Genomic DNA, 25821 nt, shown 5'->3' on the forward strand with positions numbered 1-25821 from the left:
CCCGCGTCCCCTCGACGACGGCTGCTGCCCGCGCCCTCCCGCGGCTGGGGCACAATGAGCCCGGCCCCCTTCGGCCCACCTCACTGCAGCCCACGCGGCCGCGCGCCCATCCCGACTCCCTGGGAGCCCCATGCTCTGGACCCTGCTCCGCCGTCACGGCCGGCGCTATCGCGGCGCCGTCGCGGCCGTCGTCGTGCTGCAGCTGATCAGCACGCTGGCCATGCTGTACCTGCCCAGCCTCAATGCCCGCATCATCGACGAGGGCGTAGCCCGCGGCGACACCGCCCGCATCTGGGACATCGGCCTCGTGATGCTCGGCGTCGCGCTGGTGCAGGTGGTCGCCGCGATCGCCGCCGTGTGGTTCGGCGCGAAAGTCTCGATGGGCGTCGGCCGGGACCTGCGCCGTGCCGTCTACACCCGCGTGGACGCGTTCTCCGCGGAGGAGCTCGGCCGCTTCGGCGCCGCGACCCTCATCACGCGCGGCACCAACGACGTCAACCAGGTCCAGATGCTCACCCTCATGGCCCTGAACTTCATGGTGGCCGTGCCGATCATGGCGGTCGGCGGCATCATCATGGCCATCCGCGAGGACCCGGGCCTGTCCTGGCTGGTGTGGGTCTCCGTGCCGGTGCTGCTGGTGATCGTGGCGTGGATCGTCGCGCGTCTCATGCCGCTGTTCCAGCGGATGCAGGACAACATCGACGACGTCAACGGCGTGATGCGCGAGCAGATCCAGGGAATCCGCGTGGTCCGCGCGTTCGTGCGCGAACGCCACGAGACGCGCCGGTTCACGGACGCCAACGCCGCCCTGACGGAGACGTCCGTGCGGATCGGCCGGCTGTTCGTGCTGCTCGGCCCGGTCATCACGATGATCCTGCACCTGGCCACCTCCGCCGTCCTGTGGTTCGGCGGCGAGCGCGTGGACGCGGGGCTCGTGCAGGTCGGCGCGCTCACCGCGTTCATGCAGTACCTGCTGCAGATCCTCATGGCGGTGATGATGGGCACCTTCATGATGATGATGCTCCCGCGCGCCGTGATCTCCGCCCGCCGCATCGGCGAGGTCCTGGACACCGTCCCCACGCTCGGCGAGCCGGTCCGCCCGGTGACCCCCGCGCGTCGCGACGGCGCCGTGGAGCTGCGCCACGTCACCTTCCAGTACCCCGGCGCCGAGGCGCCGGTGCTCGACGACGTGAGCTTCGCCGTCGCCCCCGGCACCACGACGGCGATCATCGGCTCGACCGGCTCCGGCAAGTCCACGCTGATCAGCCTGCTGCCGCGGCTGTACGACGCGACGTCCGGCGAGGTGCTCGTGGACGGCGTGCCGGTGACCGACCTGGCCCGGGCCGAGCTGACCGAGGCCGTGGCCCTCGTGCCGCAGAAGCCGTACCTGTTCTCGGGCACCGTGCGGGAGAACATGCAGTTCGGGGCCCCGGACGCCTCGGACGAGCGCATCTGGGCGGCCCTCGAGACGGCCCAGGCCGCCGACTTCGTGCGCGCCCGCACCACCGGCAAGGGAGAGGCGGCGGCTTCCGGTCTGGACTCGCGGCTGTCTCAGGGCGGCACGGACGTCTCGGGCGGCCAGCGCCAGCGCCTGTCCATCGCGCGTGCCCTCGTGGCCGAGCCGCGGGTCCTCGTGTTCGACGACTCATTCTCCGCCCTGGACGTCACCACCGACGCGCGGCTGCGGGCGGCGCTCGACCGCGCGGCGGCCGGGGTGACCCGGATCGTCGTCGCCCAGCGGGTGGCCACCATCACCGACGCCGACCAGATCATCGTGCTGGACGAGGGCCGCGTGGTCGGCCGCGGCACCCACGCCGAGCTGCTGGCGGACAACCAGACCTACCGGGAGATCGTGGACTCCCAGCTGACCGCGGAGGACGTGGCATGAGCGAGCACCTGACGGACGAGGAGATCCTCGAGATCCAGGAGCAGGGCGCCACCGACGACTGGGGCGGCGGGCCGGCCCGCAAGGCCAAGGCGTTCTGGCCGTCCGCGAAGCGGCTCATGAGCCTGTTCCGCACGGAGAAGCTGGGCCTGGTGGTGGTCGCGCTGATGGTGCTGGTCGCCGTCGTGCTCAACGTGTGGGCCCCGCACGTCCTGGGCCGGGCGATGGACGTGATCTTCGGCGGCGTGGTCTCCGCGCAGATGCCCGGCGGGCTGAGCCGCGAGCAGGTCATCGACGGGCTGCGCGCCCAGGGCGAGGACCAGGCCGCAGAGATGCTCTCCGGCATGGCGTTCACGCCGGGCGAGGGGATCGACTTCACCGAGCTGGGCCGGCTGATCCTCATCGTCCTGGGCATGTACCTGGTGGCGCAGACCTTCATGTGGCTGCAGGGCCGCGTGCTCAATGACATCGTCATGCGCATCGTCTTCCGCCTGCGCGAGGAGATCGAGGCCAAGATCAACCGGCTGCCGCTGAGTTACTTCGACCGCGGGCAGCGCGGCGACCTGCTCTCCCGCGCCACCAACGACGTGGACAACGTCCAGCAGGCCCTCCAGCAGGCGTTCGCCTCGCTCGTGTACTCGGTGCTGACCGTGATCGGCATCGTCGGCATGATGTTCTGGCTGTCCTGGCAGCTCGCGCTCATCGCCCTGGTCGCCCTGCCGGTGGCCGGTGTGGTGGTGGGCGTGATCGGCAAGAAGTCCCAGGCGCTCTTCTCCGCGCAGTGGCGGGAGACGGGCCGGCTCAACGGGCACATCGAGGAGTCGTTCACGGGGCACGAGCTGGTGACCGTGTTCGGCCGTCAGCGGGACATGGCCGCGCGCTTCGACGAGCGCAACGAGGAGCTGTACGAGGCCGCGTTCACGGCGCAGTTCTACTCGGGGATGATCATGCCGATCATGCAGTGGGTGAACTGGCTGGGCTACGTGGGCATCGCGGTGGTCGGCGGCCTGCGCGTGGCCAACGGGCAGATGACCCTCGGCGCCGTGACCGCGTTCATCCAGTACTCGCGCGAGTTCAACCAGCCGCTTGGGCAGATCGCCGGCATGTCCAACATGCTGATCTCCGGCGTGGCGTCGGCCGAGCGCATCTTCGAGCTCCTCGACGAGCCGGAGGAGACCCCCGACGGCACCCCCGCCCGCACCCCCGACGGCACTTTCGTTTGGGAAACGGCGCCCTCCGAGAGCGCTTTCGTTCGGGAAACGGCGCCCTCCGCCATCCCCGGGCCCGACGGCGTCGCCCACCTCCCGCGCCCGCTGCGCGGTCGCGTGGAGTTCGAGCATGTGCGCTTCTCCTACACGCCGGAGAAGCCGCTCATCACGGACCTGAACTTCGTGGCGGAGCCGGGGCAGACGGTCGCGATCGTCGGGCCGACCGGTGCCGGCAAGACCACCCTGGTCAACCTGATCATGCGGTTCTACGAGGTGGACGGCGGGCGGATCCTGCTGGACGGCGTGGACACCCGCACGGTCAGCCGCGGCGAGCTGCGCGCCGCCACCGGCATGGTGCTCCAGGACGCCGTGCTCTTCGGCGGGACCATCCGGGAGAACATCCGCTACGGCCGACTCGACGCCACGGACGAGGAGGTCGTCGCGGCGGCGAAGGCCACCTACGTGGACCGTTTCGTGCACACCCTGCCCGACGGCTACGACACCGTGATCGAGCAGGACGCCGCCAACGTGTCCGCGGGCGAGCGGCAGCTCATCACCATCGCCCGTGCGTTCCTGGCCCAGCCCTCGCTCCTGATCCTGGACGAGGCCACCTCCTCCGTGGACACCCGCACCGAGGTGCTGGTCCAGGGCGCGATGGCGGCGCTGCGCTCGGACCGCACGAGCTTCGTGATCGCCCACCGCCTCTCCACCATCCGGGACGCGGACGTCATCCTCGTGATGGAGGACGGCGACATCGTGGAGCAGGGCTCGCACGATCAGCTGCTGGCCGCTCGCGGCGCGTACTTCCGGCTGTACAGGAGCCAGTTCCAGGGCGGGGAACAGGCGGAGGAGCAGGACGACGACGGCGCGCCCGCCGCGCGCGAGGACGCCCGCTGAGGCCGGGGCTGGATGGCGCCGGCGCCCAGCCACTGGCCGCTGGCGTCGCTGCGACACGGGACCACCCGATGACCTTCTCGATCCAGGTGCCGGTGAGCTTCACGAGCCCGCACCTCTCCGGAGCCGGAGGTGTACGGGGCTAGGGCGCGCGGCGGTGACGGGAGTATCGAAACCCGATCGTCGGGCCACCCCTGCCGGTGTGGCCGCGCTCATTCGTCCCCTGAGATTGCGCATCCGTCACGCGCAGGACCCTCTTGACTCCCTGGTGGGGCACGTCTGTGGACCGACCGAGAATTCTCTGGACACAGGGCGAGCACCTTCATAGAGTGTGACGCAGATCACGACTGAGCGTGAACCATAAGGAGGAGCGACATGGGTATGAAGCAGCGGATTTCTAAGGTCGGTGCCGGCGTGGCCGTCGCTGGACCGTTGGCCGTCTCCGGTGCGGTGCCAGCGCAGGCGCTGACGGACTCCGGTCGGCAGGACTGCAGCGCAGGACTCCTCCTGTCGGGCACCTACGGCTACTGCTACTACCCGTACTGACTCGCCGGCACCGATGACTTCATTACGCATTCCTGCGACGGCCGCCCTGGTGGCGGCCGTCGCCCTGACCCTCACCGGCTGCGTCGGTCGGGAGTCTGCGGGCCTCGGCGGTTCATCCACGGTCGCCGCTCCCCCCACCGCGACGGCCGAGAAGACCTGGGACGCCTCGCAGTGGGTTCCCACCGAGAGGATCGAACCCCTCCTGACGACGGAGGCGGAGAAGGAGCGCGCCTACCGTGAGCAAGTCGCGCGGCACGCTCAGGGGGCGGGAATGCCCGCGCCGCCTCAGGTGGAGCGCTCCGGGTGGTACGCCACGTCCCTCGAGTCGGACCGCATGGTGTCCACATGCCTGGCCGAGGCCGGGTGGCCGAACTCGGTCGGTCCGACCGGGGGAATTCAGATCGACACCCCACCTGAGTCCCAGAGGTCTGCTTTCGAGGCGGCCTACGTGACCTGCTACGCACAGCACCCGGTGGATCCGAGCTACACCCAGGACTGGACCGATCCGCAGCTCCGCCTCGTCTATGACTACTGGGACCAATACCTCATCCCGTGTCTCGAGGCCTACGGCTACACGGTCGACACCTCCGCGCGCCCCTCCAAAGAGGCATTCGTCTCCGCGTTCTACACTCCAGGCCGCCACCAGTGGTGGCCCTTCGCGGACAGCATGAGGGGCGTGTCGGCAGAACGCCAGGCCGAGGTCGCGCAGACATGCCCGGAGCTTCCGCCGCAGGATGTCTTCTGGGGGTCATCCGGATGAATCGCCCCGCCCGCTGGGCCGCCCTCGTCCTTGCGCTCGTGGCCGTCGCCGCGCTCGCCTTCTGGGCCGGCCGGGTCACGCTCACCCCTCCGGCTCAGGCCGAGCAGCGTCCGGCCGCGAGCGCCCTCGTCACCGTCGCCGAGCAGGAGCTCGGCCGCGTCATCACCCTCGGCGTCTCCGTGTCGCGCGAGCAGACGCCGGCGGCGGTGAACGCGCTGACCGGCGTCGTCACCCGGGCCGGAGAGTCCGGCGAGGTGGCTGCCGGGGAGGTGCTGTACGCCGTCGCCCAGAAGCCCGTGCTCGTCCTCCAGGGCGAGCTTCCCCAGTGGCGCCCTCTCGGGGAGGGCACTTCCGGCGACGACGTCGCCGCGTTCCAGCGCATGCTCGCCGCCACCGGCGCGAAGGTGGAGGCCACCGGCACGTGGGACGAGGCCACCGCGGACGCCTGGGACGACTGGCTCACCGAACGCGGCTACCCCGCCGCGGACACCGTGGAGCTCGGCCAGCTCGTGGTCCTCGACGCCCTCCCCGCGCCCCTCAGCGTGGACGCGAAGACCACCGCCGTCGGCACCACCCTCGCCGGCGGCGAGAACGTGGTGGCCCGCCCCGGCGACCAACCGGACTTCGCCCTCGAGGTCAACCAGGAGCAGGCCGCCCTCATCCCGGCCGGCACCCAGGTCACCGTGCCCCACGGCGAACACGAATGGAAGGCCGTCGCCGGCGAGTCCACCTCCGACGAGCAGGGCCTGATCCGCATCACCCTCACCGCCCCGGACGGCGGCGTGGTCTGCGGCGAGGACTGCGACACCCTGCCCGCCGACGCCACCACCTCCCTGCTCTCCCAGGTCAGCGTGGTCCCGCCCGTCTCCGGGCCCGTGGTCCCCGTGTCCGCCCTGCGCACCCAGCCAGACGGCGCCGCGACGGTCACGGTGGTCCGGGACGGCGCCGCGGAGGACCGCACCGTCACCGTCCTCGGCTCCGCCGACGGCCTCGCCGTCGTGGACGGCGTGGACGCCGGCGAGCAGGTGCGCGTGCTGAACGGCACCCGATGACGGGGCCCGCCACCCCGGGCACGCCCGCCGCCCCCGTCGTCCCCGCCGCCCTCGCCGTCGAGGACCTGCGCTTCGCCTATACCCGCGCCGCCGAGGAGCTGTTCGACGGCCTCACCCACGCGTTCACGCCGGGCGCCGTCACCGCCCTCACCGGGCCCTCCGGGCGCGGCAAGTCCACCCTCCTGTACGTGCTCGGGCTCATGCTCACGCCCACCTCCGGAGTGGTGCGCCTCGGCGACGTCGACGCCTCCACCCGCCCGGACCGGGAGCGCTCCCGCCTGCGCGCCACCTCCGTGGGATTCGTGTTCCAGGACTCGGAGCTGGACCCGTCCCGCCCCATCCTGGACTCCGTGGTGGAGCCCGGCCTCTACGCCGGGTTGGAGCGCCAGACGCTCGAGGACCGGGCACGGGCGCTGCTCGAGCGCTTCGGCCTCGCCCACCGCGCCGACCACCGGCCCGGGCAGGTCTCCGGCGGGCAGGCGCAGCGGGTGGCCGTGTGCCGCGCCCTCGTGAACGCGCCCGTCGTCGTCCTCGCGGACGAGCCCACGGGCAACCTCGACCCGGACAACGCCGGCCTCGTCATGGACGCCCTCGCCGATGCCGCCGCCGAGGGGCGCACCGTGGTGGTCGCCACCCACGACCCCGCCGTCGTCGCCCGCGCCGACGAGGTGGTGCGGCTGTGAACCGGGAGGACCGCCCATGAACCTGCGCACCCTGCTGCGTGAAGCCGTCACCGCCGCACGCACCTCTCCCGTGCCCTCCGCCCTCGTGCTGCTCGTGGTGGCCGCCATGTGCTTCGCCGCCGTGGCCACCGTGGGCAGGCAGGCCGCCACCGAGGCGGCCGTCGCCGCAGAGCTCTCCGGCCCCGGCGCCCGCGTGCTCACCGTCACCGACACCGGCGGCACCGGTTTCCTCACCGGCGCCACCGCGGCCACCCTCGCCGGACTCGACACCGCCGAGGCCGCCCTCGCCCGGGACTCGCCCATGGACGCCGTGAACACCGGGATCGGCCGGGGCGGCGCCCGCGTGGCCGTGACGAACGTGGTCGGCACCCTGGACCGTGGCATCGTGCTGACCCGCGGCCGCCTGCCCGCCCCCGGCGAGGTGGTGGTCCCCGAGGCCAAGCTCGCCGAGCTCGGCCTCGCCCAGCCCTCCGGAGCGATCGAGGCCACGGACGGCGGCCAGTGGGCCGTCGTCGGGGCGTTCCAGGCCCAGGACCCCTTCCAGGACCTCGACGGCTACGCCCTCACCGTCCCCGCCGCCCCGGACGCCCTCGTGATGCAGCAGGTCCGCGTCCTCGCCGCCGACACCGCCGGCACCCGCGCCATGCAGGAGGCCGCGCTCGCCGTGATCGACCCCGACCCGCGCGCCTCCTCCATCCAGACCGCCCGTGCCCTCTCCGCCGGCAACCAGGTGATCACCGGCGAGCTCGCCGGGCTCGGACGCTCCCTGCTGCTGCTGATCCTCGGAGCCGGCGCGTTCTTCGTGTCCATCGTGGTGCTCGCCGACGTCCTCATCCGCCGCCGCGACCTCGGCCGCCGCCGCACCCTCGGCATCGGCCGCGGAGACCTGATCCTGCTCGTGGCCGTGCGCACCGCCGTGCCTGCGCTGCTGGGCGCCGTGCTGGGCTCCGGAGCCGGGTACGCCGTCGTCGCCGGCCAGGGCGGGACGCTGGGGGTGGACTTCGTGGCGGCGGTGGCCGTGCTGGCCGCCCTCACCGCGCTGCTGGCCAGCCTCGCCCCGGCGGCGTTCGCCGCGTTCCGCGACCCCGTGCGGGTGATGCGGACGGCGTGAGGGGTGGCGGGCGGGCCCGCTCACCGGCGGGCACCCCGCCCGCGCACCGCTACCCTCGGGAGCATGCCCGCCTTACCCGCCGCGCCCCCGCCTGCCCTCACGCCGCTCCAGCGGCAGTCCGTCCTGCGCACCCTGCGCAGCCCTCGGCTGCTGGGCACGGAGGTGCTGGCCGCCGTCGTGGTGGCGCTCGCGCTGATCCCGGAGGCCATCGCGTTCTCGATCATCGCGGGCGTGGATCCGCGCGTCGGGCTGTTCGCGTCCTTCACCATGGCGGTGACCACGGCGATCGTGGGCGGCCGGCCCGCCATGATCTCCGCGGCCACGGGGGCGGTGGCGCTGGTCGTCGCACCGCTGTCCCACGCGTACGGGGTGGGGCACCTGCTTGCCGCGATCATCCTCGGCGGCGTCATCCAGATCCTGCTCGGCGTGTTCGGTGTGGCCCGGCTCATGCGGTTCGTCCCGCGCTCGGTGATGGTGGGGTTCGTCAACGCGCTGGCCATCCTCGTGTTCACCTCGCAGCTGCCCGAGCTGATCGGCGTCCCGTGGCTCGTGTACCCGCTCACGGCGCTCGCCCTGGCGATCGTGGTGCTGCTGCCGCGGCTCACCACCGCGGTGCCTTCGACGCTCGTGGCCGTCGTCGTGGTCACCGCCCTGGTGATGGCCGCCGGCCTGGCCGTGCCGCGCGTGGGGGACCGGGGCGCGCTGCCGGATGCGCTGCCCGTGCTCGGCCTGCCGGACGTCCCGCTGACGTGGGAGACCCTCCGGTTGATCCTGCCGTTCAGCGTCGGCATCGCGTTCGTGGGGTTGCTCGAGTCCCTGCTCACCGCGAAGCTCGTGGACGACATCACCGACACCCGCTCGGACAAGACGCGCGAGTCCTGGGGGCAGGGTGTCGCGAACGTGGTCTCGGGGTTGTTCGGCGGCATGGGCGGCTGCGCCGTGGTGGGGCAGACCATGATGAACGTCAAGGCGAACGGCGCCCGCACCCGGATCTCCACGTTCCTCGCGGGCGTGTTCCTGCTGGTGCTCGTGGTGGCCTTCGGCGGCTTCGTGGCGCAGATCCCCATGGCCGCGCTCGTGGGCGTGATGATGTTCGTGGCCGCCGCCACCTTCGATTGGCATTCGGTGCGCCCCGCCACCCTGCGCGCGATGCCGCGCTCGGAGACCGCCGTCATGGTCGTGACCGTGGCGGCCACGGTGCTCACTCACAACCTCGCGATCGGCGTGGGTGTGGGCGTGCTCGCTGCGCTGGTGCTCTTCGCTCAGCGCGTCTCGCGTCTGGTCACGGTGGTCCGCGAGGTCCACGACGACGGCGACGCCGTCACGTATCGCGTGCACGGCGCCCTGTTCTTCGCGTCCTCGAACGACCTCTACTCGCAGTTCGAGTACGCCCTCGACCCGCCGCGCGTCGTGATCGACATGAGTGCCGCGCACGTGTGGGACGCCTCCACTGTGGCCGCGCTCGACTCGGTGCTGACCAAGTACGCCCGGCACGGGATCCACGCCGAGGTGACGGGGCTGAACGAGGCCTCCGCGGCGATGCACGCGCGCCTCACCGGGCGACTCGGCGCCTGAGCCGGCGGGCTCAGGCGGTGACGAACTCCCACTGGTGCCCGTCCGGGTCGACGATCTCGCGGGAGTGCATGCCGGAGTCGGCCATCTCCTCGCGCAGGTCCTCGGGCAGGGGCACCTCGGCGGCGCCGAGCTCGATCGCCCGGTCCGCCAGGGCGTCCACCGCCGCGGCGTCGCCGACGGTCAGCGCCATGAGGGCGGAGTTGGTGGTGAGGCAGTCGGCGATCTCACGGTTGCCGATGAAGTCGGTGTAGTAGCCGGGGCTGAGGTACATCGCGTACGTCGACTCGGTGAGCTCGATGCACACCGAGTGCTCGTCCGAGTAGTCGTCCATCGCGGTGGCGCCCAGGGTCGTCCAGAACTCACGGATCCGCTCGGTGTCCGTCGTCGGGAGGTTGATGAACACCGGCTGGGAGAACAAGGCCATGGGGAGCACCGTAGACGAGGCGTTCGGCCCGCCGCCACCGCGCGCGTGTCGCGGGCGCGCGGGCGTGGCGTGGGCCACGGAGCCGCTCCCGACGACGGCGCCCGCGGCCTGGCGCGTCCGCCCCCGTTGGTAGCGTGGCCGCCATGAGCGTTCCTCCCTCTGGCCCGCCGGCCGGTCCGCCCGCCGGCTGGCCGCCGTCGGGCCGGCCGTCCGCCCGCCGCGCCGCCGTCGCCCCGAGCCTGCACGGGCACCCCGGCGCCCCCGGTGGCGTCCCCGCCGGCTGGCCCGGCCGCCGGCCCGCGGCCCGCCCCGCGCCGGACTGGACCCCGGGTCGGTTCCACTGGGGCGACGCCGTCGTGGTGCTCGTGTACGTGGCGCTCATGGTGCTCGGGCTGGGGCTGTGGCTGGCGGTGTCGCTCGGCCTGGTCCCCGGTGACCTCGAGGCGTTCGACCTGGTCCGCGACGGGTTCACGGTGAACATCGTCAGCTACGCGATCCTCGTGGTGCTCGTGCTGGCCGTGGCCTGGCGCCCGCTCGTGACGTCGCTGCGGGTGTTCCGCACGGGGACGTGGTGGAAGCTGTTGCTGCTGCCCGCCACGTGGCTGGCGTGCATCGTCGTGAACGTGATCGTGCTGAGCCTCATCGGGGAGGCGCAGACCAGCGCCAACCAGGCCGCGCTCGAGGAGATGACCACGCAGGCCCCGCCCGTGCTCATGATCCTCATGACCGTGGTGGCCGCCCCGCTCGTGGAGGAGTACCTGTTCCGCCACCTGCTGATCGGCAAGCTCTCCCGCTGGATCAACGTGTGGGTGTGCGCCGTGGTCTCCGTGCTCGCGTTCACACTCCTGCACTTCCTCGGCACCGGCGGCGACTTCCGGCTCGTGGAGACCGTCCCGTACCTGACCCTCGCGGTGGCGATCACGGTGTCCTACATCCTGATGGGCCGCTCGTTCGGGTACGCGGTGCTGCTGCACATGGTGAACAACGGCATCGCCATCGCGATGCTCTACCTCGTGGCCCCCCTGCTGCCGGACACGCTGCCCGGCCCCACTGCCCCGACCACGGCGCTGGCCCCGCTGCTGGCCCTGCTGGGCTGAGATGGCAGGACCCTCCGGCTCGACGGCGGCGCCCGCCCCGCAGGACGCGCGCGCCCTCACGCGGCGCATCCTCGCGCTCGCGGTCCCCGCGTTCGGCGCGCTCATCGCGGAGCCGCTGTTCCTGCTGGCCGACACCGCGATCATCGGGCACCTGGGCACGGCCCAGCTGGCCGGCGTCGGGATCGGCACCACCATCCTGCACACGCTCACCGGCCTCATGATCTTCCTGGCCTACGCCACCACCCCGGCGGTGGCCCGGCTGATCGGGGCGGGGAACCCGGCCGCCGCGATGGACCGCGGCCGCGACGGCATCTGGCTGGGCCTGCTGCTCGGCGCGGTGCTGGCCGTCCTCGGCTGGCTCGCGGCCCCCGCGCTGACGGCGGCCCTCGGCGCGACGGGCGAGGTGCAGGCCCACGCCGTCGCCTACCTGCGCTGGTCCATGCCGGGGCTGCCGGCCCTGCTGGCTGTGCTCGCGGCCACCGGGGTGCTCCGCGGCCTCCAGGACACCGTGACGCCGCTCGTGGTGGCGGGTGTGGGCTTCGGCGCGAACATCGGGCTGAACGTGGCCCTGGTGTACGGGCTGGGCTGGGGCGTGGCCGGCTCGGCCGTCGGCACGTCCGTGGTGCAGTGGGCGATGCTCGTGACGTACCTGTTCGTGCTGGCCCCGCGCTTCCGCCGCTCGGGCACGGCGTGGGCGCCCCGCGCGTCGGGCATGCGGGCCACGGCCCAGGTGGGCTCGTGGCTGCTGCTGCGCACCGCGAGCCTGCGGGCGGCCATCCTCCTCACCGTCATGGCCGCTGCCGGCGCGGGCGACCTCACCCTCGCCGCGCACCAGCTCGTCTTCACGCTGTTCTCCACGCTGGCGTTCGCCCTCGACGCCCTCGCGATCGCCGCACAGGCCCTGATCGGCGCCGAGCTCGGGGCCGCCCGGCCGGATGCGGCCCGTCGCCTCACCCGGACGATGGTGCGCTGGGGGCTGGGCTTCGGCGTCGTGACCGGGGCCGTGCTGGCCCTGGCGGCACCGGTGCTGCCGGGGCTGTTCACCACGGACCCCACCGTGCAGGCCGCCGCCACCGTGGGTCTGTGGGTGCTGGCCGCCGGGCAGCCGGTGGCCGGGTACGTGTTCGTGCTGGACGGCGTGCTGATCGGCGCCGGCGATGCCCGCTACCTCGCCCTCGCCGGCCTCGTGAACCTCGTGGTCTACGCGCCGGCGCTCTGGGTGCTCGCGCAGCTCGCCACGGGCGGGTTCGGCTGGACCGCGGCCTGGCCCGGACCGAACGCCGCCGTGCCCGACGCCGGTGTGCAGCTGGGCCTGCTCTGGCTCGGCTTCGCGGGGGTCTACATGGGGATGCGGGCGCTCACCCTCGGCTGGCGGGCCCGGCGCGACGAATGGATGCGGCTCGGCGTCGGGTGAGCGCGTCCGGGCGGTGACGCGCGGGCCGGACCGCGGCCGCACGGCTCCTAGACTGGGGCGGTGGCTACCGTGCAGACCCCCCTCGAGATCTCGTCCGTGGTGTTCAAGCCGATCCTGATCCGCGCCGTGGTGGCGCTGGCGTTCGGTCTGACCACCGTGTTCGTCGCCGAGCCGGGCCTGACGTGGATGAAGGTCATGTTCGCGCTGTACCTGGCGTTCTCCGGTTCGGCGATGTGGGAGTACCTGCGCCGCGACCCGGTGCCCGTGGCCATGCGCTCCCCGCTGTCCCTGGCGGCGGCCGCGTGGATGCTCGGCGTGATCGTGCTGCTGTTCCTGGGGTCCCCGGCGGCGGTGGGCGTGGCGGCCGGCGCCGCCCTCGTGCTCGGCGGCGTCGCCGAGCTCGTGGCGTGGGCCCGCCACCGCCGCGAGTTCATCCCCGCGCGGGACCAGCTGTGGACCGGACTCGTGGGCCTGCTCTCCGGGGGCGGCGTGGTCGTGGCCGCCCTGCAGGGCTTCGGCCCGCACGCCCTGCTCGGCATCGCCGGCGGCGGGGCGATCCTGATCGGCGTGCTCCTGATGGTCTCCGGGCTCGGCTTCCACCACGAGGTGCGCCGGGACCGGGGCACGGCCAGGGGCCTCTGAACCGGGCCGACGTCGTCGTCCTGACCCGCGGGGCGGACGTTCGCCGGGGGAGGACCTCGGGGCCCCGAGGGGCCACCCGTCGGCCGGACGCGTAGACTGGCTCCGGTCCGCCGCGCCCCGAGGGCCTCAGCCCCGGGCGCCTGCGCGGGCCGTGTCGCCCCAGCCGCCCCCAGCCGTCAGGAGTCCCGCCGTGAGCGCACCGTCCCCCCGCCCGTCCGCCGATCGCGCCGGATCCGGCCGCCCGGCACGCGGCGGTCTGCGCACCACGGTCAAGGGCCCGCTCGTCTTCTCCGCCGTGCTCGGCCTGATCGGCGGGGTGATCGCCGGCATCACCGCCTCCGGCGGCACCCAGAATCCACTGCGCGTCGACATCGCGCTGATCGCCTTCGGCGTCTTCTTCATGACCTCGCTCGTGGTGGTGGCCATGCTGCAGCTCGCCGCGCGCGAGAACCCGGACCACCTCTCCCAGGGCTCCGGTGTGAACCGCTCCTCCGAGGAGATGTTCCGCAAGGCCGCCGCCGACCGCCGCGCCCAGGCCGCCGCCGAGCGCCGCGAGCAGGGCGGCACCGGAGGCGACGCCCCCCGCGCCTGAGCCCGGCGCCTCAGAACCCGAGGCTGCGTGCCTCCCGCCGCAGCGCGTCCGCCGAGGCGTGCAGCGCCCGCATCTCCGCGTCGTCCAGCTCGGGCTGGATCACGCGGGTGACGCCGTCGCGCCCCACCACGGACGGCATGGACAGGGCGACGTCCGAGAGCCCGTGGACGCCGTCGAGCACGGTGGAGACCGGCAGAATGGCGTGCTGGTCGCGCAGGATCGCCTCGAGCAGGCGGGTCGTGGCCACGCCGACCGCGTACGTGGTGGCGCCCTTGCCCTGGATCACCTCGTACGCGGCGTGCACCACGGTGTCCGCCACCTCGTCCAGGTCGGCGCGGGTGAACAGCGGGTCGACCGGCGTCGGCCACTCCAGGATGGGCGTCGGGCCGATGCGCGCCGAGCTCCACGCGGGGAACTCCGTGTCCCCGTGCTCGCCGAGGATGGCCGCGTGCACCGACGACGGGTGGACCTGCGCCCGCGACGCCAGCAGCCACCGCAGGCGGGACGTGTCCAGGAGGGTGCCCGAGCCGATCACCCGGCCGGCAGGCAGACCGGTGAGGCGCTGGGCCACCAGCGTGAGGACGTCCACGGGATTGGTGACGAGCACGATCAGCGCCTCCGGCGCGTGCGCCTGCACCTGGGGCAGCAGGCCGCGCAGGATCTCCACGTTGTGCGCGCCGAGGTCGAGGCGGGTCTGCCCCGGCTTCTGCTTGGCGCCGGCCGTGATCACCACGACCTCGCAGCCGGCCAGGACGTCCGGGTCCGCGCCGCCGGTCATCGCGGATGCAGAGGTGAACGGGGTGCCGTGGGCCAGGTCGAGGACCTCGGCGCGGACCTTGGGCTCGTCGATGTCGTAGAGGGCGACCTCGCGGGCGACGCCGCGGATCAGCGCCGCGTAGCAGATCGCGGTGCCGACGCCGCCGGCCCCCACGACGCCGACCTTGCGGTGGGCGGGTCCGAGGGACGCGGGGGTGTGGGCGGGGGTGTGCTCGCTCATGTCTCGCAGGCTAGGGGCGTCCGGCCGGCCGACGGAACCAGAGGCCGCCCCGTCCCCGGATGTTCAGCGGCGGGTCACCTGGCGGGTGGGGCCGGGTCAGTCCTTCTTCTTGTCCGACTTCTTCTTGCGGGCCTTCTTCTCCGCCTTCTTGCGGGCCTTCTTCTCCGCCTTCTTCTCCGCCTTCTTGCGCTCCTTCTTCTCCTTCTCGGTCTCCTGGCGGGGCTTGTCGGCGGGGGCCGCCTCATCCGCGACGGCCTCCGGCGCCTCCGCCTCCTCCGGACCGGCCGGATCCGTCGCGGGTGCGGCCTCCGCCGCCTCGGCCAGGCGTGCCCGGTAGGAGCGCACGTGGGTGCGGTTGGCGCAGTTGGCCTCGTCGCAGAAGCGCTTGGACCGGTTCCGGCTGGCGTCCACGAGCGCGTTCTCGCAGTCCTCGCCCTCGCACACGCGCAGGCGGACCAGCTCGCCGTCCATCGCGGTCTCCGCCAGCGCGAGGGCGGCCATCGCGGCCAGCCGCTCGACCGCGTCGGCGGGGACCTGTGCCGGGGCCAGCCCGACGACGTCGCCCCCGGCCGTCAGCCGCAGCGGCCCGGCCGCGGCGAGGAGGGCGTTCACGCGCTCCACGGCGGCCGCCTCGTCCACGGCGGCGAGGGCCCAGACCTCGGCCAGACGGCCGCGGAGCTCGCGGCCGCGCACGGCCGCGGCGGCGGCCAGGCGGAGGCGGACCTCGTCCTCCTGGAGTTCAGGGACGAGGGAGGGCAGCTGCGTGGCGGCGGTGAACCGCTCGTCCGCCGGCTGACCGCCCCGCAGGCCGGGGGCGGTGTTCAGGAACGCGGCCAGGGAGGCGAGGCGGGTGAGCGTCGGCGCGGAGAGCATGGGGAAATCGTACGGCGGGCCCGCCCTCCCGTCACCGGCTTCACGCCGCGTATCGGGTCGCCTCCGGCGCCGCCCCGTCCAGTACCCTGACCCCCACGGACCCCGTCTGCACGGCGGGGTGCACCCACGGGGCCGGAGGGGCCCCCGAACCAGCACAGGAGACCTCCATGTCCCAGACCTCCCAGGCGACCGGTCGCCTCTCCGCCGGGCACGTCATCGTCAAGACCCTCGAGTCCCACGGCGTGAAGCGCGTCTACTCCGTGCCGGGCGAGTCCTACCTGGACGTCCTGGACGGCCTGCACGACTCGGGCATCGAGAACGTGGTGTGCCGCCACGAGGGCGGCGCCACGTACATGGCCGAGGCCGACGGCAAGATGAACGTGGTCCCTGGCGTCGCCATGGTGACGCGCGGCCCGGGCGCCGCGAACGCCCACGTCGGCCTGCACACCGCGTGGCAGGACTCGACGGCGCTCGTCCTGTTCGTCGGCCTGATCCCGTTCGAGCACCGCGACCGCGAGGCCTTCCAGGAGTTCGACCCGCACGCCTGGTTCGGCACCGGTGCGAAGCGCGTGATGGTCCTGGACCACCCGGAGCGCGCCTCCGAGATCGTGGCCGAGGCCATGTTCGCCGCCAGCTCGGGCCGGCCCGGGCCCGTCGTCGTCGGCCTGCCGGAGGACGTGATCCGTGAGGAGATCGATGCGCACCTGCACCCGCAGATCCCCGTGGCCTCAGGCGGCATGACCGTGGGGGACTGGAAGTCCCTGCACGCCGCGCTCAAGGAGTCCCGCAAGCCGCTGTTCATCACCGGTGGCAACGACTGGACGGACGAGGGTGCGCAGACCCTGACGACGTGGCTGGAGGAGCACAAGATCCCCGCCGCCGCCGAGTGGCGCACCGAGGGCACCGTGCCGTTCTCCTCGCCGTCCTACGTGGGCCCGATCGGCTACGGCCGCCCGAAGCCGACCTACGACATGCTCGAGGAGACCGACCTCATCGTGTTCGTCGGCACCGTGCCGGGCGACGTCGTGACCAATGGCTTCACCATCCGCCAGAACTGGGACAAGAAGAACTTCCTGGTCACCATCGACCCGTCCCTGCGCGGCCGCTCCGGCCCCGTGTCCCACCAGATCGTGGCCAAGCCGGACGGGTTCATCCGCGACCTCGTCCGCATGGAGCTCGAGGTCAAGCCGGAGTGGGAGGAGTGGACCTCCCGCATGCGCGGCGAGCAGGAGAAGTTCGCGGCCCTGCCCCCGGCCGAGCCGTCCGAGGGCCAGGCGAAGATGGCCACGCTCATGGCCAACCTGGTGCCGAAGCTGCCGAAGGACTCGATGATCTCCCTCGGCGCGGGCGAGCACACCAACTGGGCGCACCGGTACTTCCCGACCGAGGGCTATCGCTCCATGATCTCGGCCCGCAACGGCTCCATGGGCTACTCGGTGCCGGGTGCCGTGGCCGCGTCCCTGAACTTCCCGGACCGCACCGTGGTGACCATCGCCGGCGACGGCGAGTTCCTCATGAACGGCCAGGAGCTGGCGACCGCCGCGCAGTACGGCGCCACGCCCCTCGTGATCGTCATGGACAACCAGGAGTACGGCACCATCCGCACCCACCAGGAGCGCCAGTACCCCGGGCGCGTCTCCGGCACCCAGCTGAAGAACCCCGACTTCGCCGCCATGGCCCAGGCGTTCGGCGGCTTCGGGGTGCGCGTGGAGCGGGACGCGGACGTGCCGGCGGCCGTGGACGCGGCGCTCAAGGCGGTCCAGGAGGAGGGCCGGTTCGCGCTCATCCACCTGATCGTGGAGCAGCGCGTCAAGGCCTACTGAGGCCGGCGGCGCGGTCCCCGCCGTCCCTCCGGTCAGGCCGCCGTCGTGGGGACGTCGAAGCGCAGCTGGGGCACGGGGAAGGGCGCACCGTCGAGGTCCGCCTCGACCCGGTCCCGCAGCACGCCCCCGCACGCACGGATCGTGGCCACGGAGGCGGTGTTCGTCTCGTCGCACGTGAGCAGGGCGGCGGGCACCCCGCGTGCGGCCAGCAGCGTCAGGGCGCCGCGCAGCAGCCGCGCGGCGTGGCCCCGCCGCCGGAACGCGGGGCGCACCGCATAGCCCACGTGTCCGTTGACGTGCCGCAGCGCCTCGTTCAGCTCCCACCGCACGGACACCCGGCCCACCAGCTCACCGTTCTCGTCCACGCCCACGTAGAAGGAGGCGGGCGCGCGGCCGGGCTCGACGTCGCCGCGCGCCTCGGCGGCGAACGCGCGGCGGACCGCGGGGAAGGAGCGGGTGCCGGCCATCAGGAAGTCGAACCCCTCCCGATGCAGCTCGGCGTCCGCCTCGCGCGCCGCGATCTCGTCCGCGGCGCGCAGCGGGCGCAGCAGGAGGCCGTCCACGGTGACGGTGGGGCTGGGGTCCGGGAGCATGTGCCGAGTGTACGAGGGGGACGCCGGGCGTGGCCGCGTGAGCCGCCCGCCGCCCCAGCCCTCCTCCCCTCCCCACCCCCTGCGCCGTGAGCCAGACGTTTCGGTCGTGATCAGCCCCTGATTGCAGCCGAAACGTCTGGCTCGCGGCGAAGCACCTGGCCCTGCGCGCGACCCAGCCCACGGCACAGCACTCGGTGCACCCTCCGGGGCGCTCCCATGACGCCAGGTGGGGTGACGTGGATCACGTTGCAGGCTAGGGTGGGGGGACCGACGATCGCCCATCCCCAGGAGGCCGCGATGACCGTGCCGTCCTCGTCGGCGGAGCATGCGCCCGCGCTCGAGGCTCGCCCCGAGATGCCGGGCGAGACCGTGTCCCGCGTCGCCATGACGCCCGCGGCGCTCGAGCTGATCCGCCGACTCCTCCCGATCCATGGCCCGCTCATGTTCCACCAGTCCGGCGGCTGCTGCGACGGCTCCGCGCCCATGTGCTATCCCGCCGGCGACTTCACGACCGGCGCCGCCGACGTCCTGCTGGGCACCTTCGCCCTGCCGGCCGAGGGGGACCAGGCCGCCGTGGAGATCCCGTTCTGGATGTCCGCCGCCCAGTTCGAGTACTGGAAGCACACCCACCTCACCCTGGACGTGGTGGACGGGCGCGGCTCCGGCTTCTCCGTCGAGGTGCCCGAAGGCAAGCGGTTCCTGATCCGTTCGCGGTTGATGGCCGGCTCGGGATGAGCTCGACCCTCGCCACCGGCGCCTACCGACGCGCCGTGGACCGGGCCCACGAGTCCCTCGACTCGGTCCGCCTGTCGCTCGCGCCGTCGTCGTCCACCGCTCCGACCGGCGCGGACCAGGGCCTGCGCGCCGCCCTCCAGGGGCTGCGGCGGGAGGTCCGCGAGTCCTGGCTGCGCTCCCTCGGCGCCCTCACCCCGGCGGGGTCGGCCCTCGACGCAGGAGCTTCCGCGGCCGCGCCCGCGGTGCCCGGCCAGACCGACCCGGCCACCCTCGCCGACGACGACCTCGCCGCCGCCCGCCGCGAGCAGCGTCTCGCCGTGGCCCTGCCGGTGGTCCGCCGCATGCTCATCCAGCCCGCGGCCGAGGCCGGGATGCTCGCCGCGATCGGCAACGCGCGCGGCCACCTGCTGTGGGTCGAGGGCGACCGGACCGCGGTGCGCCACGCCGAGACCATGGGCTTCGTGGCGGGCGCCGACTGGTCCGAGGCGTCCATGGGCACCTCCGCCCCCGGCATCGTCCTCGCGACCGGCGCCCCCACGCAGGTCAGCCGCGGCGAGCACCTGAGCCCGCGCGTGCACCCGTGGAGCTGTTCGGCCGTCCCGCTCACGGACCCGGCCACCGGGCGGCTCGTCGGGGTCCTGGACCTCACGGGCGGGGAGGACGCCGTCAGCCACCTCGCCCTGCCGCTGCTCCAGGCCACCGTGGACGCCGTGCACGCCGCCTGGCGGGACCTGCCCGCCCCGTCCCGGGGCCGTCCCCGCGGCACCGCCCCGACGCCGGGCCCCTCGGCTCCGCCGTCCGCCTCGCCGGGGCCGAGCCCCGCCGCCGCGCCGCACCGCCACGACGCCGCCGCGGGCCTGTTGCGCGTCACCGGCCACCTGCCGCCCACGCTGGACGGGGTCGAGCTCACCGGCCGGCACGCCGAGATCCTCACCCTCCTCGCGTGGCACGGCCCGGGCCTGACCGGCGCCGAGCTCGAGGTCGCGCTGTATCCGGAGGAGACCGCCGGGCCCCGGCCCGCGCCGGGCGATTCCCCCGCCCGCGCCATCTCGCTGCGCGCCGAGGTGCATCGACTCCGCCGGGCGCTGCGGGACGTGGGGGCGCCGGTGGCACTGCTGTCCCGGCCGTACCGGCTCGTGGGGGAGGTGCACGCGGACCTGCTGTGCGCGCGGGAGGCGCTGCGCGCCGGGGATCTGGACCGTGCGCTGCACGCGGCGGCCGGGCCGGTGCTGCCGCGGTCGGCGTCCCCCGGTGTCGCCTCGATCCGCGCGGAGCTGGGGGAGGCGCTGCGCGAGGCCGTCGCCCAGGACGCGGATGTCGAACAGCTCTGGGCCTACCTGGGCCGCCCCGAGGCCCGCGACGACGTCGAGCTCTGGGGCGCCGCCCTGCGTCTGCTGCCGGCGGACTCGCCGCGGCGGGCGCTCGCCGTGGCCACGCTCGAGCGGATCGAGCGGGACCTGGCCTGACCCGGCCCGCCCCTCACCCGCGCCCGGCTGCAACCTCCGTGCAACCTCCTTGTGACTAGGGTCACAGCCACGGCAGGGCGCCACCGGCGCCGAGGCAACCGCAGGCAAAGGAGCCAGCACCATGACCGTCTACGCATTCCCCGGCACCGAGGGCGCCAAGGTCGAGTTCAAGTCCCGCTACGAGCACTTCATCGGAGGAGAGTGGACACCCCCGGTCAAGGGCCAGTACTTCGAGAACGTCACGCCCGTGACGGGCAAGGTGTTCTGCGAGGTCGCCCGCGGCACGGCCGAGGACATCGACGTCGCCCTCGACGCCGCCTGGAAGGCCGCCCCGGCCTGGGGCGCCACCTCGGCGGCCGAGCGTGCGCTCGTGCTGCACCGCATCGCGGACCGCATGGAGGAGAACCTCGAGATGCTGGCGGTCGCGGAGACCTGGGACAACGGCAAGGCCGTCCGGGAGACCCTCAACGCGGACCTGCCGCTGGCCATCGACCACTTCCGGTACTTCGCCGGCGCGATCCGCGCGCAGGAGGGCGGCCTGTCCCAGGTGGACGAGGACACCGTCGCCTACCACTTCCACGAGCCGCTCGGCGTGGTCGGCCAGATCATCCCGTGGAACTTCCCGCTGCTGATGGGGGTGTGGAAGCTGGCGCCCGCGCTGGCCGCGGGCAACGCCGTCGTGATCAAGCCCGCCGAGCAGACGCCGGCCTCGGTCATGGTGTTCATCGAGCTGATCGCGGACCTGCTGCCGGCCGGCGTCGTCAACGTGGTCAACGGCTTCGGCCTCGAGGCCGGCAAGCCGCTCGCGCAGTCGCCGCGCATCCGCAAGATCGCGTTCACGGGTGAGACGACGACGGGCCGGCTGATCATGCAGTACGCCTCGGAGAACATCATCCCGGTGACCCTGGAGCTGGGCGGCAAGTCGCCCAACGTCTTCTTCGAGGACGTCATGGCGGCCGACGACGCCTACTGGGACAAGGCGCAGGAGGGCTTCACCCTGTTCGCGCTGAACCAGGGCGAGGTCTGCACGTGCCCGTCGCGGGCGCTCGTGCAGGAGTCGATCGCGGAGAAGTTCCTCGACGCCGTCGTGGAGCGGACCTCGCGCATCGTGACCGGCAACCCCCTCGACACGGACGTGATGATGGGCGCCCAGGCCTCCAACGACCAGCTCGAGAAGATCACGTCCTACCTGGACATCGGCCGTCAGGAGGGCGCCGAGGTGCTGATCGGTGGCGCCCGCGCCGAGATGGAGGGCGAACTGGCCGGCGGCTACTACGTGCAGCCCACGATCTTCCGCGGGGACAACTCGATGCGCATCTTCCAGGAGGAGATCTTCGGGCCGGTGGTCTCGACGACCACGTTCACCGACTTCGACGACGCCATGCGGATCGCCAACGACACGCTCTACGGGCTCGGCGCCGGCGTGTGGTCCCGGAACGGCAACACCGCCTACCGCGCGGGCCGGGCGATCCAGGCCGGCCGCGTGTGGGTGAACAACTACCACGCCTACCCGGCCCACGCCGCGTTCGGCGGGTACAAGTCCTCCGGCATCGGCCGCGAGAACCACCTGATGATGCTCGACCACTACCAGCAGACCAAGAACCTGCTCGTCTCCTACTCCGAGGACAAGCTCGGGTTCTTCTGAGCCGACGCCGGCACCGCACGACCCCCCCTCCCCACTCCACGAAAGGTGATCCCCATGACCACGATGAAGGCAGCCGTCGTCACCCAGTTCGGCACAGAGGCCGACGTCACGGAGGTCGAGCGCCCGACGCCCGGCCAGCACCAAGCGCTCGTGAAGCTCATCTCCTCGGGCGTCTGTCACACGGACCTGCACGCGATGGAGGGCGACTGGCCGGTGAAGCCGACCCCGCCGTTCATCCCGGGCCACGAGGGCGTGGGCATCGTCGAGGAGGTCGGACCCGACGTCGAGAACCTCAAGGTCGGGGACATGGTCGGCAACGCGTGGCTGTGGCGAGCGTGCGGCCACTGCCAGTACTGCCGCACCGGGTGGGAGACCCTGTGCGAGGAGCAGGTCAACGGCGGCTACTCCGTGGACGGTTCGTTCGGTGAGTACATGCTCGTGGATGCCCGCTACGCGCCCGTGATCCCCGAGGGCGCGGACCCGATGGAGGTCGGCCCGATCCTGTGCGCCGGCGTCACGGTGTACAAGGGGCTGAAGCAGACCGAGGTGCGGCCCGGGCAGTGGGTCGTGATCTCCGGCATCGGCGGCCTGGGGCACATCGCGGTGCAGTACGCCGTGGCGATGGGCATGCGCGTGGTGGCCGTGGACGTCGCGGACGACAAGCTGGCGCTCGCCTCTCGGCACGGCGCGGAGCTGACCGTGAACGCGAACGTCGCGGACCCCTCCGTGGAGATCCAGGAGAAGATCGGCGGCGCCCACGGTGTGCTCGTCACGGCCGTGCACCCCCAGGCGTTCGGCCAGGCCATCGCGATGACCCGCCGCGGCGGCACCATCGTGTTCAACGGCCTGCCCCCGGGCGACTTCCCCGCGCCGATCTTCGACATCGTCCTCAAGGGCCTGACCATCCGCGGTTCGATCGTGGGCACCCGGCAGGACATGGTCGAGGCACTCGAGTTCTACGCGGCCGGGAAGATCCACCCGACGTTCCACACCCGTCCGCTCACCGAGATCAACGACGTGTTCGACGAGATGCGCCACGGCAAGATCGAGGGCCGCGTCGTGATCGACTACGCGATGCAGGACTGACGTGTCGCCTGGGCGTCGGCTGGGCGCGGGGTAGTATCGGCACATCACGCGCACCAGTGCGACGGCGGTCGTCCCACCCGGAGATCCGGGCCGGGGCGGCCGCCGTCGTCGTCGCGGGGACGGGGCGGGCCGCAGCGCGCCCGACGCCCGAGCCTCAGCGGGCCGCGTCCGGGGCGACCCCGTCGCGCAGCCACTCCAGCGTGGCCGGCCAGAAGGTCGGCGCGAACCGCGCGTGGAGCAGTCCGAAGTGCCCGATCTCCGTGACACCGAGCTCCTCCGGCCGCACCCGCCAGCGCACCGTCCGCCGGCCCGGCGAGTAGGCGTCCGCGCGGTCGAGGGCGGCGTCGGTGCCGAAGTCGTCGTCGACGGGCGCCACGATCAGCGCGTCCGCCGTGAACGCGGCCAGACGACGGCGCAGCTCGTCCCGGCCGGCGGCGGTGCGGGCGCTCGCGGTGAAGTCGCGGCGGCTGCGCGCCCAGTCCAGGGCGACCCCGCGCGGCAGGTCCTCGAGCCAGCCGAGCCGCCGCCCCGGGAAGTGACCGCGGGCCAGCGTGATCGCCGGCATCGCCGCGTGCCACCGCGCCCACATCCGCACGCGCCCCGGCCGCGCCCGGTAGTCCCGCCAGTGGGCGTGCTGACCGCCGACGGCCACATGGCGGGCCACGTGACGCGCCTCGTCCGCGAGCCCGATGCCGAACCCGCCGTAGCTGTGGCCCACCGTCAGGAGGGGGCCGGGCAGGTGCGTCCGGGCCCAGCCGAGCACGGCGTCCGCGTCGAGGGCGCCCCAGTCCGCCCACCGCGCCTGCCGGGCCACGGCGAACGGCTCGCGGGACTCCCCGACACCCCGGTAGTCGAACGTGACCGCGTGGAACCCGTGGCCGGCGAGGAACTCGGCGTAGCGCCGGTAGTACGTGGCCTTCACCCCGGTCGCGGGGGCGATCACCACCGCGCCGGCGGGCCGGGCCTGGGGCGCCGTCGTGGGGGCGAAGTGGCGGGCCGCGAGCACGAAGCCGTCGCGGGCGCGGAGGCGCGCGGGGGTGGAGGTGGTCTGCGTCACGCCGCCACCCTAGGCGCGGGGCGGCGCGACCTGCGACACAATGGGCCCATGACTGAGACCCCCCAGAGCTCGTCCGGCCAGAGCCGGGACGAGATCCTCGCCCGCCTCGAGGAGATCTACGCGAACGACCCCGCGGTGCGCGAGCACGGCGTCACCCTCGGCGAGGTGGCCGAGGGCCGCGTGGTGCTGCACCGCGACGTCACCGCGGACATGGTGAACTCCCACGAGATCTGCCACGGCGGCTTCCTGTTCCACCTCGCGGACTCGGCGCTGGCGTACTGCGTGGCGACCTTCGGCGCCGCCCCCGTCACCCGGCGCGCCGAGATCACCTACGTGGCGCCCGCCAGGCTCGGCGCGCACCTCGTGGCGACCGCCCGCCAGTCGGTGGAGTTCGGTCGCGACCGCATGATCGAGGTCGGCATCGAGGCGGACGGCCAGCTCGCAGCCTGGTTCACCGGCCACTCCACGAGCCCGCGGGCGCGCGCGTGAGCGCCGGGCAGGGCGCGACGACGGCCGGTCCGGTCATCGAGTCGGTGGAGCTGCACGTGGCGGCGGGGGCGGAGGCGGCGTTCGAGGCCGCCGTCGCCGAGGCCGAGCCGCTGTTCCGGGACGGGGGCGCGACGTCCTTCGCGCTGTCCCGGCAGGTGGAGGACCCGGCGCGCTACCGGCTGCTGATCGGCTGGCGCACGCTCGAGGACCACACCGTGGCCTTCCGCGAGTCCGACTCGTTCCTCGCGTGGCGTGCGCTCGTCACCCCGCACCTGGCGCAGCTGCCGGCCGCGACCCACTGGTCCGCCGTCTGACCCCCGCACCCCCCCGCTTTCGTTCGGGAAACGGCGGTCCCCGGCGCGTTTTCGTTCGAGAAACGGCGCGAGGGCCGACCGTTTCCCGAACGAAAGTGCCCGACACGCCGCCGTTTCCCGAACGAAAGTGCCGACTGAGACGCGGTCGGTTCAGAGGTGACGGCCGGCCAACCGCGTGAGGCTCGACTGGATGCCCCGCCCGTTGTCCGCCGGCACCCGCAGCAGCTCGTACGCGCGGCGCACGGCCGGCCGGGCCCACGAGTAGTCGAAGGTCTCGGTGACCTCGGTGGTGCCGTCCCCGTTGTCCCGGAACGCCCAGCGCCACCGGTGTCCGCCCGGGTGGGCCCACTCCACGAGCTCGTCCTCGTCCACGGCGGTGGCGGTCAGCGTCATCGTGTACGGCACCCCGTACTTCCGCATGGCCACGCGGAACCGGTCGCCCACGGCCAGCCGGTGCGGCCCGCTCACCTTCGGCCGCACGGTCCCGGACCCGTCCGCCTCGTGATGGCGGTGCGGGTCCGCGAGCATCGCCCACAGCTCGTGCGCCGGCGCGGCCACGGTGGCCCGGTAGGACACCTGGTGCTCGCCGGTCTCCACGCGCTCGGGCCACGCCGCCTGCGGGGCGGCCTGCGGCAGCCCGGACGACGACGGCGCGGCGGCGGACTCGGTCTCGGGGGTGGCGGACGAGGGGGTCGGCTCGGTGTTCATGCCGCCCAGTCTAGGAACCGCCGCGGACACCGGAAGTGGAGGCGACGGCACCCCCTCGGCGGGACACCACAGCACTCTTGCCGGGGGCCCGCCCCGGGCCTAGGGCGTGTCTGAGAATAGATGCACGAGTCAGCTGAGACCCTGGGGACATG

Annotated in this window: 25 protein-coding genes; 19 read left to right on the forward strand and 6 right to left on the reverse strand. The window is 73.3% G+C overall.

The window, feature by feature from the left end:
* Positions 1–130 precede the first annotated feature (130 nt).
* The 8 genes from NR073_RS09185 to NR073_RS09220 all read left to right on the forward strand — a co-directional run bounded on the left by NR073_RS09185 (position 131) and on the right by NR073_RS09220 (position 9714).
* The gene (locus NR073_RS09185; RefSeq protein ID WP_141843677.1) at positions 131–1888 is read left to right on the forward strand and encodes an ABC transporter ATP-binding protein; all 1758 of its coding nucleotides are present in this window, start codon (positions 131–133) and stop codon (positions 1886–1888) included.
* A complete protein-coding gene (locus NR073_RS09190; RefSeq protein WP_049147053.1) occupies positions 1885–3990 on the forward strand; it encodes an ABC transporter ATP-binding protein in 2106 nt (701 codons plus the stop codon). The genes NR073_RS09185 and NR073_RS09190 overlap by 4 nt, the downstream gene beginning before the upstream one ends.
* Positions 3991–4362: 372 nt before the next feature.
* Positions 4363–4533 (forward strand): hypothetical protein, encoded by a 171-nt coding sequence (locus NR073_RS09195; protein ID WP_020621742.1) that lies wholly within the window; start codon positions 4363–4365, stop codon positions 4531–4533.
* A gap of 13 nt (positions 4534–4546) precedes the next feature.
* The gene (locus tag NR073_RS09200) at positions 4547–5293 is read left to right on the forward strand and encodes a hypothetical protein (RefSeq protein WP_227717954.1); all 747 of its coding nucleotides are present in this window, start codon (positions 4547–4549) and stop codon (positions 5291–5293) included.
* The gene (locus tag NR073_RS09205) at positions 5290–6345 is read left to right on the forward strand and encodes a hypothetical protein (RefSeq protein ID WP_020621740.1); all 1056 of its coding nucleotides are present in this window, start codon (positions 5290–5292) and stop codon (positions 6343–6345) included. Before NR073_RS09200 ends, NR073_RS09205 begins: the two co-directional genes overlap by 4 nt.
* Positions 6342–7028 (forward strand): ABC transporter ATP-binding protein, encoded by a 687-nt coding sequence (locus NR073_RS09210; protein WP_020621739.1) that lies wholly within the window; start codon positions 6342–6344, stop codon positions 7026–7028. Before NR073_RS09205 ends, NR073_RS09210 begins: the two co-directional genes overlap by 4 nt.
* Positions 7029–7044: 16 nt before the next feature.
* Positions 7045–8139: a hypothetical protein gene (locus NR073_RS09215; RefSeq protein ID WP_049147055.1), complete on the forward strand. Its 1095-nt coding sequence runs from the start codon at positions 7045–7047 to the stop codon at positions 8137–8139.
* A gap of 63 nt (positions 8140–8202) precedes the next feature.
* A complete protein-coding gene (locus NR073_RS09220) occupies positions 8203–9714 on the forward strand; it encodes a SulP family inorganic anion transporter (RefSeq protein ID WP_256748765.1) in 1512 nt (503 codons plus the stop codon).
* A gap of 10 nt (positions 9715–9724) precedes the next feature.
* On the opposite strand, the gene NR073_RS09225 is transcribed toward NR073_RS09220, so the two are convergent.
* Positions 9725–10138, reverse strand: coding sequence for a VOC family protein (locus NR073_RS09225; protein ID WP_020621736.1), 414 nt, complete (start codon positions 10136–10138; stop codon positions 9725–9727).
* Between the two features lie 143 nt (positions 10139–10281).
* On the opposite strand from NR073_RS09225, the gene NR073_RS09230 reads away from it, so the two are divergent.
* The 4 genes from NR073_RS09230 (at position 10282) to NR073_RS09245 (ending at position 13883) form a co-directional block, all read left to right on the forward strand.
* On the forward strand, positions 10282–11235 hold the full coding sequence (locus NR073_RS09230) for a CPBP family intramembrane glutamic endopeptidase (protein ID WP_036317511.1): 954 nt from the start codon (positions 10282–10284) through the stop codon (positions 11233–11235).
* A 1-nt stretch (position 11236) separates the two neighbouring features.
* Positions 11237–12649, forward strand: coding sequence for an MATE family efflux transporter (locus tag NR073_RS09235; RefSeq protein WP_135040410.1), 1413 nt, complete (start codon positions 11237–11239; stop codon positions 12647–12649).
* Positions 12650–12709: 60 nt separating this feature from the next.
* Positions 12710–13291, forward strand: coding sequence for a hypothetical protein (locus NR073_RS09240; RefSeq protein ID WP_010079963.1), 582 nt, complete (start codon positions 12710–12712; stop codon positions 13289–13291).
* A 190-nt stretch (positions 13292–13481) separates the two neighbouring features.
* On the forward strand, positions 13482–13883 hold the full coding sequence (locus NR073_RS09245) for a hypothetical protein (RefSeq protein WP_049144854.1): 402 nt from the start codon (positions 13482–13484) through the stop codon (positions 13881–13883).
* Positions 13884–13893: 10 nt separating this feature from the next.
* Here the strand turns inward: NR073_RS09245 and NR073_RS09250 are convergent, their stop codons facing one another.
* Both NR073_RS09250 and NR073_RS09255 read right to left on the reverse strand, forming a co-directional pair.
* Positions 13894–14880, reverse strand: coding sequence for an L-lactate dehydrogenase (locus NR073_RS09250; protein ID WP_129867186.1), 987 nt, complete (start codon positions 14878–14880; stop codon positions 13894–13896).
* Positions 14881–14976: 96 nt separating this feature from the next.
* The gene (locus NR073_RS09255) at positions 14977–15753 is read right to left on the reverse strand and encodes a CGNR zinc finger domain-containing protein (protein ID WP_078025677.1); all 777 of its coding nucleotides are present in this window, start codon (positions 15751–15753) and stop codon (positions 14977–14979) included.
* A gap of 167 nt (positions 15754–15920) precedes the next feature.
* Here NR073_RS09255 and NR073_RS09260 point away from each other — a divergent pair, with 167 nt between their 5' ends.
* On the forward strand, positions 15921–17576 hold the full coding sequence (locus NR073_RS09260) for a thiamine pyrophosphate-dependent enzyme (RefSeq protein WP_036341620.1): 1656 nt from the start codon (positions 15921–15923) through the stop codon (positions 17574–17576).
* Positions 17577–17608: 32 nt separating this feature from the next.
* Here NR073_RS09260 and NR073_RS09265 read toward each other — a convergent pair whose 3' ends face one another.
* Positions 17609–18169: a GNAT family N-acetyltransferase gene (locus NR073_RS09265; RefSeq protein ID WP_036341622.1), complete on the reverse strand. Its 561-nt coding sequence runs from the start codon at positions 18167–18169 to the stop codon at positions 17609–17611.
* A 297-nt stretch (positions 18170–18466) separates the two neighbouring features.
* On the opposite strand from NR073_RS09265, the gene NR073_RS09270 reads away from it, so the two are divergent.
* From NR073_RS09270 to adhP, 4 genes are all read left to right on the forward strand, one after another.
* Positions 18467–18904 (forward strand): DUF779 domain-containing protein, encoded by a 438-nt coding sequence (locus tag NR073_RS09270; protein WP_036339549.1) that lies wholly within the window; start codon positions 18467–18469, stop codon positions 18902–18904.
* Entirely contained in the window at positions 18901–20370 is a 1470-nt protein-coding gene (locus NR073_RS09275) for a GAF domain-containing protein (RefSeq protein ID WP_256748766.1), read from the forward strand. The genes NR073_RS09270 and NR073_RS09275 overlap by 4 nt, the downstream gene beginning before the upstream one ends.
* 121 nt (positions 20371–20491) lie before the next feature.
* Positions 20492–22015, forward strand: coding sequence for an aldehyde dehydrogenase family protein (locus tag NR073_RS09280; protein WP_036316755.1), 1524 nt, complete (start codon positions 20492–20494; stop codon positions 22013–22015).
* Between the two features lie 54 nt (positions 22016–22069).
* Complete coding sequence (adhP, locus tag NR073_RS09285) at positions 22070–23101, forward strand: alcohol dehydrogenase AdhP (protein WP_122054738.1); 1032 nt, start codon at positions 22070–22072, stop codon at positions 23099–23101.
* A 154-nt stretch (positions 23102–23255) separates the two neighbouring features.
* On the opposite strand, the gene NR073_RS09290 is transcribed toward adhP, so the two are convergent.
* Positions 23256–24158 (reverse strand): alpha/beta fold hydrolase, encoded by a 903-nt coding sequence (locus tag NR073_RS09290; protein WP_145950798.1) that lies wholly within the window; start codon positions 24156–24158, stop codon positions 23256–23258.
* Positions 24159–24206: 48 nt separating this feature from the next.
* On the opposite strand from NR073_RS09290, the gene NR073_RS09295 reads away from it, so the two are divergent.
* Both NR073_RS09295 and NR073_RS09300 read left to right on the forward strand, forming a co-directional pair.
* On the forward strand, positions 24207–24647 hold the full coding sequence (locus NR073_RS09295) for a hotdog fold thioesterase (RefSeq protein ID WP_256748767.1): 441 nt from the start codon (positions 24207–24209) through the stop codon (positions 24645–24647).
* Positions 24644–24961 (forward strand): putative quinol monooxygenase, encoded by a 318-nt coding sequence (locus NR073_RS09300; RefSeq protein ID WP_036316747.1) that lies wholly within the window; start codon positions 24644–24646, stop codon positions 24959–24961. Before NR073_RS09295 ends, NR073_RS09300 begins: the two co-directional genes overlap by 4 nt.
* Before the next feature lie 150 nt (positions 24962–25111).
* Here NR073_RS09300 and NR073_RS09305 read toward each other — a convergent pair whose 3' ends face one another.
* The gene (locus NR073_RS09305) at positions 25112–25669 is read right to left on the reverse strand and encodes an SRPBCC family protein (RefSeq protein WP_069942043.1); all 558 of its coding nucleotides are present in this window, start codon (positions 25667–25669) and stop codon (positions 25112–25114) included.
* Positions 25670–25821: the final 152 nt, after the last annotated feature.

The sequence above is a fragment of the Micrococcus sp. Mcc28 genome (assembly GCF_024519775.1).
Taxonomy (GTDB): Bacteria; Actinomycetota; Actinomycetes; order Actinomycetales; family Micrococcaceae; genus Micrococcus; species Micrococcus luteus.